This is a genomic window from Pseudomonas sp. TH32, assembly GCF_016650855.1.
GTDB lineage: Bacteria > Pseudomonadota > Gammaproteobacteria > Pseudomonadales > Pseudomonadaceae > Aquipseudomonas.
Window position 1 is genome coordinate 4,716,323 of sequence record NZ_JAEKFA010000002.1, and the last position, 12,201, is coordinate 4,728,523.

General features: G+C 61.9%; 11 protein-coding genes. 7 read left to right on the forward strand and 4 right to left on the reverse strand.

What is annotated here, in order from left to right; genetic code table 11:
* Positions 1-13 precede the first annotated feature (13 nt).
* A complete protein-coding gene (locus JFV30_RS25290) occupies positions 14-655 on the forward strand; it encodes an oxidoreductase (protein WP_169386383.1) in 642 nt (213 codons plus the stop codon).
* Positions 656-744: 89 nt separating this feature from the next.
* Here the strand turns inward: JFV30_RS25290 and JFV30_RS25295 are convergent, their stop codons facing one another.
* The 4 genes from JFV30_RS25295 to JFV30_RS25310 all read right to left on the reverse strand — a co-directional run bounded on the left by JFV30_RS25295 (position 745) and on the right by JFV30_RS25310 (position 4,963).
* Positions 745-1,029 (reverse strand): YceK/YidQ family lipoprotein, encoded by a 285-nt coding sequence (locus JFV30_RS25295; protein ID WP_201125455.1) that lies wholly within the window; start codon positions 1,027-1,029, stop codon positions 745-747.
* Positions 1,022-1,651 (reverse strand): flavin prenyltransferase UbiX, encoded by a 630-nt coding sequence (ubiX, locus tag JFV30_RS25300; RefSeq protein ID WP_003219402.1) that lies wholly within the window; start codon positions 1,649-1,651, stop codon positions 1,022-1,024. The genes JFV30_RS25295 and ubiX overlap by 8 nt, the downstream gene beginning before the upstream one ends.
* Complete coding sequence (gene mpl / locus JFV30_RS25305) at positions 1,648-2,997, reverse strand: UDP-N-acetylmuramate:L-alanyl-gamma-D-glutamyl-meso-diaminopimelate ligase (RefSeq protein ID WP_010174752.1); 1,350 nt, start codon at positions 2,995-2,997, stop codon at positions 1,648-1,650. The genes ubiX and mpl overlap by 4 nt, the downstream gene beginning before the upstream one ends.
* 61 nt (positions 2,998-3,058) lie before the next feature.
* The gene (locus JFV30_RS25310) at positions 3,059-4,963 is read right to left on the reverse strand and encodes a sigma-54-dependent Fis family transcriptional regulator (protein WP_201125456.1); all 1,905 of its coding nucleotides are present in this window, start codon (positions 4,961-4,963) and stop codon (positions 3,059-3,061) included.
* A gap of 288 nt (positions 4,964-5,251) precedes the next feature.
* On the opposite strand from JFV30_RS25310, the gene exaC reads away from it, so the two are divergent.
* The 6 genes from exaC to JFV30_RS25340 all read left to right on the forward strand — a co-directional run bounded on the left by exaC (position 5,252) and on the right by JFV30_RS25340 (position 12,195).
* Positions 5,252-6,772, forward strand: coding sequence for an acetaldehyde dehydrogenase ExaC (gene exaC / locus JFV30_RS25315; protein WP_201125457.1), 1,521 nt, complete (start codon positions 5,252-5,254; stop codon positions 6,770-6,772).
* Positions 6,773-7,006: 234 nt separating this feature from the next.
* Positions 7,007-8,455: an ethanolamine permease gene (gene eat, locus JFV30_RS25320; protein ID WP_088426931.1), complete on the forward strand. Its 1,449-nt coding sequence runs from the start codon at positions 7,007-7,009 to the stop codon at positions 8,453-8,455.
* Between the two features lie 52 nt (positions 8,456-8,507).
* Complete coding sequence (locus JFV30_RS25325) at positions 8,508-9,902, forward strand: ethanolamine ammonia-lyase subunit EutB (protein ID WP_010174743.1); 1,395 nt, start codon at positions 8,508-8,510, stop codon at positions 9,900-9,902.
* Entirely contained in the window at positions 9,899-10,747 is an 849-nt protein-coding gene (gene eutC / locus JFV30_RS25330) for an ethanolamine ammonia-lyase subunit EutC (protein ID WP_201125458.1), read from the forward strand. The genes JFV30_RS25325 and eutC overlap by 4 nt, the downstream gene beginning before the upstream one ends.
* A gap of 92 nt (positions 10,748-10,839) precedes the next feature.
* The gene (locus JFV30_RS25335; RefSeq protein WP_010174739.1) at positions 10,840-11,298 is read left to right on the forward strand and encodes a GNAT family N-acetyltransferase; all 459 of its coding nucleotides are present in this window, start codon (positions 10,840-10,842) and stop codon (positions 11,296-11,298) included.
* Between the two features lie 240 nt (positions 11,299-11,538).
* Positions 11,539-12,195: a DedA family protein gene (locus JFV30_RS25340; RefSeq protein ID WP_010174737.1), complete on the forward strand. Its 657-nt coding sequence runs from the start codon at positions 11,539-11,541 to the stop codon at positions 12,193-12,195.
* The last annotated feature ends 6 nt before the right edge of the window (positions 12,196-12,201 follow it).

A 12,201-nucleotide genomic window follows, 5' to 3' on the forward strand; every position in this document is an offset into this window, starting at 1 on the left:
AGGGGGAAACATCATGTACCTGACACCTCAGCATATCTTGCTCGCCGGAGCCTCCGGCCTGACCGGGGAGCACCTGCTGGACCGCCTGCTCAACGAGCCCACCGTGACCCGCGTGCTGGCGCCTAGCCGCAAGCCGTTGGCCGAGCATCCACACCTGGAAAACCCGGTGGGCGACCCGGCCGTATTCCTGCCGCAACTGAGCGGCCAGGTGGACATCGCCTTCTGCTGCCTGGGCACTACCATCAAGCAGGCCGGCTCTGAAGAAGCCTTCCGCGCGGTCGACCTGGACATGGTCGTGGCCTTCGCCAAGCGCGCTCGGGAAATGGGTGCGCGACACCTGATCGTGATCAGCGCGATTGGCGCCGACCCGAAATCCTCGATTTTCTACAACCGGGTCAAGGGCGAGATGGAGCAGGCGCTGAAAGCCCAGGACTGGCCGCAGCTGACCATCGTCCGGCCTTCGCTGTTGCTGGGAGAGCGGTTGGAGCCACGTTTGGCCGAGCAACTGGCCGGGCCCTTGTCACGGTTGATTCCGGGCAAGTATCACGGCATTGAAGTATGCGAACTGGCGCGGGCGATGTGGCGCCTGGCGCTGGAAGAACAGGATGGGGTGCGGGTTGTGGAGTCGGATGAGCTGCGCAAGCTCGGCAAGTAACCCGTATTTCGAGGCAGGACACAATCAAAATGTGGGAGCGGGCTTGCTCGCTCCCACATTAAATATGTTGGCGCTCCCGAGATTCACTACTACAGCCCGCCCGTCGCGTTAAACCCAACCCCCAACACCGTCAGCACCGACAGCGGCAACAGCAGCGTGTCGAGCAAGGCGCTGGCCGGCAGGTCGACATGGGGGTAGCTCGGCGCTTCGGCCCCAAAGCGGTCCATCGCACAGCACCCGCCCTGAATCGCGTACATATCCAGCCGCGTCCCGGCATACACCACCGGGGCGCCGGGCTGCGCGGCGTCCAGCGTGCGCGCCGTGGCACACCCGGTCAGTTGCAGCGCCAGGCACAGCATCAAGAGTTTATTCATCACTGCTCAAATGGTGTTCGCCCCAGCGCGGCAGCATGTCTTGAGGGATATTCAGCAGGTTGAGAATCCGCGCCACCACAAAGTCCACCAGGTCATCGATGGTTTGCGGCTGGTGATAAAAGCCCGGCGACGCCGGAAGGATGGTCACGCCCATGTTCGACAACTTGAGCATGTGCTCCAGGTGAATACTCGAATACGGCGCCTCGCGCGGCACCAGGATCAACTGGCGACGCTCCTTCAGCGTCACGTCCGCCGCACGCTCGATCAGGTTATTACAGGCGCCCGTGGCAATCGCCGACAGGGTGCCGGTGGAACACGGCACCACCACCATCGCGGCCGGTGCACCGGAGCCCGAAGCCACCGGCGACATCCAGTCTTCCTTGCCATAGACCTTGATCTGCCCCGCCGCCGCACCGGTGTACTCGGTGAGGAAGGCCTGCATCATCTGCACCTTGGGCGGCAACGCGACATCGGTCTCGGTGGCCAGCACCAGTTGCGCGGCCTTGGAGATCAGGAAGTGCACCTCGCGGTCTTCGCGCACCAGGCAGTCCAGCAGGCGCAAGCCATAGGGCGCGCCGGACGCGCCGGTCATCGCCAGGGTGACGCGTTCCGGGCCGCTCATTTCAGCGCCTCGGCGAGTTTGCCGTGCAGGCCGCCGAAGCCGCCGTTGCTCATGATCACCACGTGGGTGCCGGGCTTGGCCTGGTGTTTCACGTGCTCGATGATGCCTTCCAGCGAGTCGCAGCAAATCGACGGTACGGTGCACAGCGCCGCGATGGCGGGCAGGTCCCAGCCCAGGTTGGCCGGTGCATACCAGACCACCTGGTCGGCATCGTTGACGCTTTCCGGCAAACCGTCACGGTGGGCGCCGAGCTTCATGGAGTTGGAGCGTGGCTCGATGATCGCGATCACCTGGGCGTCACCCACGCGCTTGCGCAGGCCATCCAGGGTGGTGGCGATGGCCGTCGGGTGGTGAGCAAAGTCGTCGTAGATGGTAATCCCGTTCACGTCGGCGACCTTTTCCATGCGGCGCTTGACGCTCTTGAACGCGCTCAAGGCGGCAATGCCCATGGACGGCACCACGCCGACATGCCGTGCGGCCGCCAGAGTAACCAGGGCGTTGGCGACGTTGTGCTGGCCGGTCATGTCCCACTCGACGACGCCTTGGGCGACACCTTCGAACAGCACTTCAAATTTGGAGCCGTCTTCGCTCAGCAGTTTGACCTGCCATTGCCCGCCCGCGCCGGTGGTTTGCACCGGGGTCCAGCAGCCCATCTCGATCACCCGCTGCAAGGCCGGCTCGGTCGTGGGGTGAATCACCAGGCCTTCGCTCGGAATCGTGCGCACCAAGTGGTGGAACTGCCGCTCGATGGCCGGCAGATCGGGGAAAATGTCCGCGTGATCGAACTCCAGGTTGTTCAGGATCGCTGTGCGCGGGCGGTAGTGGACGAACTTGGAGCGTTTGTCGAAAAACGCGCTGTCGTATTCATCGGCTTCGATGACAAAAAATGGTGTATCGCCGAGGCGCGCCGACACCGAGAAGTTCTGCGGCACACCACCGATCAGGAAGCCAGGGCTCATACCCGCGTGCTCCAGCACCCAGGCCAGCATGCTGCTGGTGGTGGTCTTGCCGTGGGTACCGGCAACGGCGAGCACCCAACGGCCTTGCAGCACATGGTCGGCCAGCCATTGCGGGCCAGACACGTACGGCAAACCTTTATTCAGTACATATTCGACCGCCGGGTTGCCACGCACCATGGCATTGCCGATCACCACCAGGTCCGGGACCGGGTCGAATTGCGCCGGGTCGTACCCTTGGGTCAGCTCAATGCCCTGAGCTTGCAGTTGCGTGCTCATGGGCGGGTAAACGTTGGCATCGGAGCCAGTAACATGATGGCCCAGCTCTTTGGCCAACACCGCCATTGAGCCCATGAACGTGCCGCAAATACCGAGAATATGAATGTGCATAGTCGACCTCGTAAAACATCGAGGCAGGTTAGCGTAGGGAGGAACAAATCGCACCCTTTAGCTAACGGGCAATCCCGTGTTTGCGCAGCTTTCTATACAGGGTGTTACGGCTGACACCCAGTTGCTCGGCCGTGTGGCTCATATGCCAGCGCTGTTGCTCCAGGGCATTGAGCAGCGCCAGGCGCTCTGCGTCGTCCAGGGGCGAGTCCGAAAGCTCGTCCGCCCTCACGTGCTGCGGGCGCGCCTGGCGAATCACTGCCGGCAAGTCTTCAAGCCCGATACGTCCGTCGTCACACAACGCCGCCAACGTGCGCAATACGGTGCGCAACTGCCGCACATTGCCCGGCCAGGCAAATGCCAACAGTGCCTGGCGCGCGGGACTGTCCAGCAAGACCGACTGATCGCCCGCCTCCTCCGCCAGCAGAAAATCCAGTAACTGCGACTTGTCGCTACGCTCACGCAGCGGTGGCAGGGCGATTTCCAGACCGTTCAGCCGGTAGTACAGGTCCTCGCGAAAGCTGCCGTCCTGTACCCGCTCCAGCAAATTACGGTGGGTGGCGCTGATGATTCTGACGTTCACCGCCTGTGGCTCGCCGCCGATAGGCACTACCAGCCGGTCTTCCAATACCCTTAACAGCCGGGTTTGCAACGCCAAGGGCATATCGCCGATTTCATCCAGGAACAACGTGCCGCCGTCCGCCTGCTGCAGCTTGCCACGCATGCCCTCCTTGCGGGCGCCGGTGAAGCTGCCGCCGCGGTAGCCGAACAGCTCGCTCTCGATCAGGCTTTCGGGGATGGCCGCACAGTTCAGCGCAATAAACGCTTTGTCGGCCCTGAGGCTGGCATGGTGCACCGCCTTGGCAAACGCCTCCTTGCCGGAGCCGGTTTCGCCATTGACCAACAACGGCACGTCGCGCTCAAACACACGCAACGCCTTGCGGAAATCGTTTTGCAGCGCCGCGTCCCCCAGGCAAATGCCCGGCAGCCGCGCCCGCTCGGGCATCGGCTGAGGAACCGGCGCCGGCACACTGCGTGGCTGGCCGCGCAACACCGCGAACAACCCACGGCCGTCGCGGGTACGCAGGGGCCAACTGGCGCTGGCATTCGCGCTGGCACGCCCGAGCAACTCATCCAGCGAACAATCGAAAAACGCCTCCACCGGCTGCCCCAAGAGCCCGCCACGAATTTGCCCGAGCAAGTTCAATGCACTCTGGTTCACCGCACAGATGCGCCCTTCACCGTCGAATGCCAGCAGCCCTTCGCTGAACAGACCCACGGATTCGGCCTGCAAATGAAAGCGCAGCAACCAGTGGTTCTCGAAATGCCGCAGGAAGTAACAGCTCTCGATCATCTTCGCCGAGAGATTGACTAGCGCCATGGTGTGGAACTGGCTCTGGCGCGACACGGCTTCCCGGGCCGAGGACACATCCAGCACCGCAAGCAGTTCGCCATGGGGGTCGAACACCGGGCTGGCCGAACAGGTCAGGCCGGTGTGCCGGCCACGGAAGTGCTCATCGCGATGAATCGTCAGGGACTGGCGCTCCACCAGGCAGGTGCCGATGCCGTTGGTGCCTTCGCAGGCCTCGCTCCAGTCGGCACCCAGCCACAGCCCGGCGCGCTCGAAAATCTTGCGCTCGCTGGGCGCGGTAACACAGTTGAGGATCACCCCACGGGCGTCGGTGAGCAGCACCGCATGGCCGGCACCGGAGAGTTGTTGATGCAGGCTGTTCATTTCGCTGCCAGCGATGGTCAGCACTTGTTGCAGGCGTTCGCGGCTTTCCAGCAGGCGGCCATGTTCGAGCACCGTGGGGGCGATGGTCAGCGCGGGGTCGAGGTGATAGTCCTCCAGGCAACGCAGCCAGGAGCGGGCGATGGACGGATCGCTGCCGGGGCCGTGCAACGGATCCTGGCCACGGGTAACGGTCAGGACTTGCTGGGCATGGCGACTGAAATGATCGTTTTGCATGTTCTTATTATTCTCCCTGCGTGAACTACAAACCGCGCGCGAGTGCCCAGCATCCTCCAGCCTCCCGACCATTGCAATCCCGGGCAGACCCACCGGTCACAGGCTGTACCGTTTGTGGCACAAACTGTCACTCGGGCTGTATCAGTCGTGCCACAGCAACGGCTTGCAACAAACCCCAAGTCCTTGATTTACGGGCACTGCAAGGCACTGGCCCAACCTTTGCTCTACGCTTTAACAAGCACAACCGTGCGTCCTCCAATAAACACAAAAAGCCAGGAGATACCCACCATGCGTTACGCACACCCCGGTACTGAAGGCGCTATCGTTTCGTTCAAGGCCAAGTACGGCAACTACATCGGCGGTGAGTTTGTCGCGCCGGTCGATGGCAACTATTTCACCAACACCTCGCCGGTCAACGGCAAGGCCATCGCCGAATTCCCGCGTTCCACTGCCAAGGATATCGACAAGGCCCTGGACGCCGCCCACGCCGCCGCTGACGCCTGGGGCAAGACCTCGGCCCAGGACCGCTCGCTGGTGCTGCTGAAAATCGCCGACCGCATCGAACAGAACCTCGAACTGCTGGCCATCACCGAAACCTGGGACAACGGCAAGGCCGTGCGCGAAACCCTGAACGCCGACATCCCGCTGGCCGCTGACCACTTCCGTTACTTCGCCGGCTGCATCCGCGCCCAGGAAGGCAGCAGCGCCGAAATCAACGAACACACCGCCGCTTACCACTTCCACGAACCACTGGGTGTGGTCGGCCAGATCATCCCGTGGAACTTCCCGCTGCTGATGGCCGCCTGGAAACTCGCGCCCGCCCTGGCCGCCGGTAACTGCGTGGTGCTCAAGCCCGCCGAGCAAACCCCGTTGGGTATCAACGTGCTGATGGAACTGATCGGCGACCTGCTGCCGCCGGGCGTGCTGAACGTGGTACACGGCTACGGCAAAGAAGCCGGCGAAGCCCTGGCCACCAGCAAGCGCATCGCCAAGATCGCCTTCACCGGCTCCACGCCAGTGGGCTCGCACATCATGCATGCGGCCGCCGAGAACATCATTCCGTCCACCGTTGAGTTGGGCGGCAAATCGCCGAACATCTTCTTCGCCGACATCATGAAAGCCGAGCCGCAATTCATCGAGAAGGCCGCCGAAGGCCTGGTGCTGGCGTTCTTCAACCAGGGCGAAGTGTGCACCTGCCCGTCCCGCGCGCTGGTGGAAGAGTCGATCTACGACGACTTCATGAAAGTCGTCATGAAGAAAGTCGAGTCGATCAAACGCGGCGACCCACTGGACACCGACACCATGGTTGGCGCCCAGGCGTCCGAGCAGCAATTCGACAGGATCCTGTCCTACCTCGAAATCGCCAAAGGCGAAGGCGCCGAGCTGTTGACCGGCGGCAAGGTCGAGAAACTGACGGGTGACCTGTCCACCGGCTATTACATCCAGCCGACCCTGCTCAAGGGCACCAACAAAATGCGGGTGTTCCAGGAAGAAATCTTTGGCCCGGTGGTGAGCATCACCACCTTCAAGGACGAAGCCGAAGCCCTGGCGATCGCCAACGACACCGAGTTCGGCCTGGGTGCCGGCCTGTGGACCCGCGACATCAACCGCGCGTACCGCATGGGCCGGGCGATCAAGGCCGGGCGCGTGTGGACCAACTGCTATCACCTGTACCCGGCGCACGCCGCGTTCGGCGGTTACAAGAAGTCCGGCGTGGGCCGTGAGACTCACAAAATGATGCTCGATCACTACCAGCAGACCAAAAACCTGCTGGTGAGCTACGACATCAATCCGCTGGGCTTCTTCTAACTGACAACCCACTCCCACATTTGAAATGCAATAAAAATGTGGGAGCGGGCTTGCTGTGGTGAGCGGGCTTGCCCCGCGCCGGGCTGCGAAGCAGCCCCGTCAATCGGTGGTGAACCCGACGGGGGACAGGCCCCCTCATCACAGCAAGCCAGCTCCCACACTTGATCTTCACAAGACCTTGCGACTCATCCGGCTTAAGTAAGCCGGGAAAAACAATAAGAAAGGGATTCCATTATGCCTAGCGAACCGAATGGCGCTCCGGCGTCCGGGTCTTCTGTCGACTTTGAAAAAGTCGGCACCGAATACTTCCAACAACGGGAACTGAAAAAAGGCGCTGCCGGTTGGGTGCTATTAGTCGGTCTCGGCGTTGCCTACGTGATCTCCGGCGACTACGCCGGCTGGAACTTCGGCCTGGCCCAGGGTGGCTGGGGCGGCATGTTCCTCGCCACACTGCTGATGGCCACCATGTACCTGTGCATGTGTTTCTCCCTGGCCGAACTCTCTTCCATGATTCCTACCGCCGGCGGTGGCTACGGCTTCGCCCGCAGCGCCTTCGGCCCCTGGGGCGGGTTCCTCACCGGCACCGCAATCCTGATCGAATATGCGATCGCCCCCGCCGCCATTGCGGTGTTTATCGGCGCCTATTGCGAGTCGCTGTTCGGCATTGGCGGCTGGATGATCTACCTGGCGTTCTACATCATCTTTATCGGCATCCACATTTTCGGCGTGGGTGAAGCGTTGAAGCTGATGTTTGTGATTACTGCCGTCGCCGCGATTGCCCTAGGTGTGTTCCTGGTGGCGATGGTGCCGCACTTCAGTGTCGCCAACCTGCTGGACATTCCGGTGACCGAGGCCAAGGGCGCCAGCACTTTCCTGCCCTTCGGTTATGTCGGTGTGTGGGCGGCGATTCCCTATGCGATCTGGTTCTTCCTCGCCGTCGAGGGCGTGCCGCTGGCCGCCGAAGAAACCAAAAACCCCAAGCGTGACCTGCCTCGCGGCCTGATCGGCGCCATTGTGGTGCTGACCAGCTTTGCCCTGCTGATTTTGGTGATCGCACCCGGCGGTGCCGGCGCCTACGCGCTGATGGCGTCGGGCAATCCGCTGGTGGAAGCCTTGTCCAAGGCGTACGGCGGCTCCACGTGGATGGGCCACTTCGTCAACCTGGTGGGCCTGGCCGGGCTGATCGCGAGTTTCTTCTCGATCATCTACGCCTACTCCCGGCAGATCTTCGCCCTGTCCCGCGCCGGCTACCTGCCGCGCAAGCTGTCGCAGACCAACAAAAGCAAGGCGCCAGTCCTGGCACTGGTCATCCCCGGCATCATCGGCTTTGGCCTGTCGCTGACCGGCCAGGGTGATTTGCTGATCCTGGTGGCCGTGTTCGGCGCGACCATTTCCTACGTGCTGATGATGGCCGCGCACATCACCTTGCGCATCCGCCGCCCCAAAATGGATCGCCCGTACCGCACACCGGGCGGCATCTTCACCTCGGGCGTCGCACTGGTACTGGCCTGCATCGCTGTTGTGGCGGGCTTCCTGGTGGATCCGCGCGTGGTGATTGGCGCCGCGATCATCTATGGAGTATTAATTGCTTACTTTGCTTTCTACAGTCGGCATCACTTGGTAGCAGGCACGCCGGAAGAAGAGTTTGCGGCGATCCAGGCCGCAGAGGCCGCCTTGCACTAAACGCCGTAAACCTCGGTGCGGGCCTCCGCCCGCGCCGACAAGGAGACTCTGTATGGCAAGCTTTTCCCACGCGGTCGGCGCATTGACCTACCGCTTTGACAGCCTCAAGGACGTAATGGCCAAGGCCAGCCCGGCGCGCTCCGGGGATTTCCTGGCGGGCGTTGCGGCACAGAACGACGGTGAGCGGGTCGCCGCGCAAATGGCACTGGCGAATATTCCGTTGAAACACTTTCTTGAAGAAGTGTTGATCCCGTACGAAAGCGACGAAGTCACCCGGCTGATTATCGATACCCACGATAAACCGGCGTTTTCCGTGGTCAGCCACCTGACCGTCGGTGGTTTGCGCGATTGGCTGCTCAGCGACGCTGCCGATGAACACAGCCTGCGCGCCCTGGCGCCCGGGCTGACACCGGAAATGGTGGCTGCCGTGTCGAAGATCATGCGCGTGCAGGACTTGATCCTGGTCTCGCAAAAGATCCGTGTCGTCACACAGTTTCGCGGCACCCTGGGCCTGCGCGGGCGCCTGTCCACCCGCCTGCAACCCAACCACCCCACCGATGAACCGGCGGGCATCGCCGCGAGCATTCTCGACGGCCTGCTCTACGGCAACGGCGACGCGATGATCGGCATCAACCCAGCCACCGACAGCATCGCGTCGATCTGCGCCATGCTGGAAATGCTCGACGCAATCATCCAGCGCTACGAAATCCCGACCCAGGCCTGCGTGCTGACCCACGTCACCACCTCCATCGAGGCCATCAACCGTGGCGTGCCGCTGGACCTGGTGTTCCAGTCGATCGCCGGCACCGAGGCGGCCAACGCCAGTTTCGGTATCAGCCTGAGCGTGCTGCAGGAAGGCTACGACGCGGGCCTGAGCCTGAACCGCGGCACCCTCGGGCAAAACCTGATGTATTTCGAAACCGGCCAGGGCAGCGCCTTGTCGGCCAACGCGCACTTTGGCGTCGACCAGCAAACCTGCGAAACCCGCGCCTATGCGGTGGCCCGGCATTTCAAACCGTTTCTGGTGAACACCGTGGTCGGTTTTATCGGCCCCGAGTACCTGTACAACGGCAAGCAGATCATCCGCGCCGGCCTCGAAGACCACTTCTGCGGCAAGTTGCTGGGCGTGCCGATGGGCTGCGACATCTGCTACACCAACCACGCCGAAGCCGACCAGGACGACATGGACACCCTGCTCACCCTGCTGGGCGTGGCCGGGATCAACTTCATCATGGGCATCCCGGGCTCCGACGACATCATGCTCAACTACCAGACCACTTCATTTCACGACGCACTGTACGCTCGGCAAACATTGGGTTTAAAGCCGGCGCCGGAGTTTGAACAGTGGTTGGCGAAAATGGGCATCTTCACGCAAGCCGACGGCAAGGTGCACTTCGGCAACAGCCTGCCGCCAGCATTTCGCCACGCCTTGGCGCAACTGGGATGAAGAAGGAACCGCCTGTGCACATCGACACCCCGGAAAACAATGTAGACAACCCGTGGCTGGAACTGCGGCGCCTGACTCCGGCGCGGATTGCCTTGGGCCGCACCGGCACCAGTATTCCTACCGGCGCGCAGTTGGACTTCCAGTTCGCCCACGCCCAGGCGCGGGACGCGGTGCACCTGCCGTTTGACCATGCAGGACTGAGCAGCCAACTGGCCGAACGCGGCCGCGACAGCCTGTTGCTGCACAGCGCTGCCATCGACCGTCACAGCTACCTGCAACGCCCGGACCTTGGGCGGCGCCTGAGCGATGAGTCGGCCCAGGCATTGCGGGACTACGCCGAAGCCAACCCGGGCGGCGTCGACCTGGCGGTGGTGGTGGCCGACGGCTTGTCAGCCCTGGCGGTGCATAAACATACGTTGCCGTTTCTTACACGCATGGAGGAACAAACCCACGCTGAAGGCTGGTCGCTGTCACCGGTAATTCTGGTGGAACAGGGCCGCGTCGCCGTCGCGGACGAGGTCGGCCAGTTGCTGGGGGCGAAAATGGTGGTGATCCTGATCGGCGAGCGACCGGGACTCAGTTCGCCGGACAGCCTGGGGCTGTATTTCACCTACAACCCCAAGGTGGGCCTCACCGATGCGTACCGCAACTGCATCTCCAACGTGCGCCTGGAAGGTTTGAGCTACGGCATGGCGGCTCATCGCTTGCTTTACTTGATGCGTGAGGCCTGTCGCCGGCAGTTGTCGGGGGTCAATCTCAAGGATGAAGCGCAGTTGCAGACGCTCGAATCGGATGATCCTGACCTGATGAAAGGCAACTTCCTGCTCAGCGCACCTAAGGACTGATCCCTGCACGATTGCGCTTTTTCTCCGCTTTAGGCAGCATCGAGACACGGCCGCTTGTGTGGTCATACCCCATTTGGAAGTTGAGGCCTGGCATGCGGATAACTCAAGCGACCCTGGAACACCTGGACCTGTTGACCCCGCTTTTCGTCAAATACCGCGAGTTCTACGGCGCGCTGCCCTTCCCCGATTCAAGCCGCGCCTTCCTGGAAAAACGCCTGCGCCGCAAGGAGTCGGTGATCTACCTGGCGCTGGCCGACGATGACGACAAAAAACTGCTCGGTTTTTGCCAGTTGTATCCCAGTTTTTCGTCGCTCTCCCTCAAGCGCGTGTGGATCCTCAACGACATCTATGTGGCCGAAGACGCACGCCGGCAGTTGGTGGCCGACAACCTGATGCGCACTGCGAAGAAGATGGCCAAGGAAACGCACGCCGTGCGCCTGCGTGTTTCCACCAGCAGCGACAACGAGGTGGCGCAGAAAACCTACGAATCCATTGGTTTCAGGGAAGACACCGAGTTCAAAAACTACGTGCTGCCCATCAGCGATGACTGACATCTATTAACCAAACCTCATGCATCTGTTGTGGGAGCCCCCTCCCACACGGACGCTGTGTCTACAATACGATCGATGTCGCGACATTCCCCGCTACAAAACCAACACGCTTTTCACGACTCTATCCGTATAATGCGGACCTTTCAGGGTCGTAAGAAACAAGCCACAACCTTGTAGCCCTTATTACCCGAAGCCTCCGCACAGGCCCGCTGAGCCAGGCCATTCACACAGGTGCCCTCCATGGATTTCAACCCGCTCGACCTTATCCTGCATCTCGACGTGTACCTCGACATGCTGGTGAGAAACTACGGAGTGTGGATCTACGCCATTCTGTTCCTGGTTATCTTTTGCGAAACCGGCCTGGTGGTCATGCCCTTCCTGCCGGGTGACTCCTTGCTGTTTATCGCCGGCGCCATCGCAGCAGGCGGCGGTATGGACCCCATATTGTTGGGCGGCTTGCTGATGCTCGCGGCTATCCTGGGTGACAGCACCAACTACGTGATCGGACGAACGGCCGGGGAACGCTTGTTCAGCAACCCCAACTCGAAAATCTTCCGCCGCGACTACCTGCAGAAAACCCACGACTTCTACGACAAGCACGGCGGCAAAACCGTGACCCTGGCGCGCTTCCTGCCGATCCTGCGGACCTTCGCACCGTTCGTCGCCGGCATCGCCAAGATGCCGTACCCGCGCTTCTTCGGGTTCAGCGTATTCGGCACCATCCTGTGGGTCGGCGGCCTCGTAACCCTGGGCTACTTCTTCGGCAACGTACCGTTCATCAAGAAAAACCTGTCGCTGCTGGTGGTGTTCATCATCCTGCTGTCGCTGGTACCGATGATCATCGGTGTGTTCCGCAGCCGCTTCGGCCGCAGCTCCACCGAAGCCAAGCCGCAGTAACCGGCG

What these genes read in the sequence shown, in the direction of transcription:
- JFV30_RS25325 (WP_010174743.1), top strand. Translation starts at nt 8,508, where the DNA reads ATGGCAAGCTTTTCCCACGCGGTCGGCGCATTGACCTACCGCTTTGAC.
- JFV30_RS25290 (WP_169386383.1), top strand. Translation starts at nt 14, where the DNA reads ATGTACCTGACACCTCAGCATATCTTGCTCGCCGGAGCCTCCGGCCTG.
- JFV30_RS25295 (WP_201125455.1), bottom strand. Translation starts at nt 1,029, where the DNA reads ATGAATAAACTCTTGATGCTGTGCCTGGCGCTGCAACTGACCGGGTGT.
- JFV30_RS25340 (WP_010174737.1), top strand. Translation starts at nt 11,539, where the DNA reads ATGGATTTCAACCCGCTCGACCTTATCCTGCATCTCGACGTGTACCTC.
- JFV30_RS25310 (WP_201125456.1), bottom strand. Translation starts at nt 4,963, where the DNA reads ATGCAAAACGATCATTTCAGTCGCCATGCCCAGCAAGTCCTGACCGTT.
- ubiX (WP_003219402.1), bottom strand. Translation starts at nt 1,651, where the DNA reads ATGAGCGGCCCGGAACGCGTCACCCTGGCGATGACCGGCGCGTCCGGC.
- eutC (WP_201125458.1), top strand. Translation starts at nt 9,899, where the DNA reads ATGAAGAAGGAACCGCCTGTGCACATCGACACCCCGGAAAACAATGTA.
- eat (WP_088426931.1), top strand. Translation starts at nt 7,007, where the DNA reads ATGCCTAGCGAACCGAATGGCGCTCCGGCGTCCGGGTCTTCTGTCGAC.
- exaC (WP_201125457.1), top strand. Translation starts at nt 5,252, where the DNA reads ATGCGTTACGCACACCCCGGTACTGAAGGCGCTATCGTTTCGTTCAAG.
- mpl (WP_010174752.1), bottom strand. Translation starts at nt 2,997, where the DNA reads ATGCACATTCATATTCTCGGTATTTGCGGCACGTTCATGGGCTCAATG.
- JFV30_RS25335 (WP_010174739.1), top strand. Translation starts at nt 10,840, where the DNA reads ATGCGGATAACTCAAGCGACCCTGGAACACCTGGACCTGTTGACCCCG.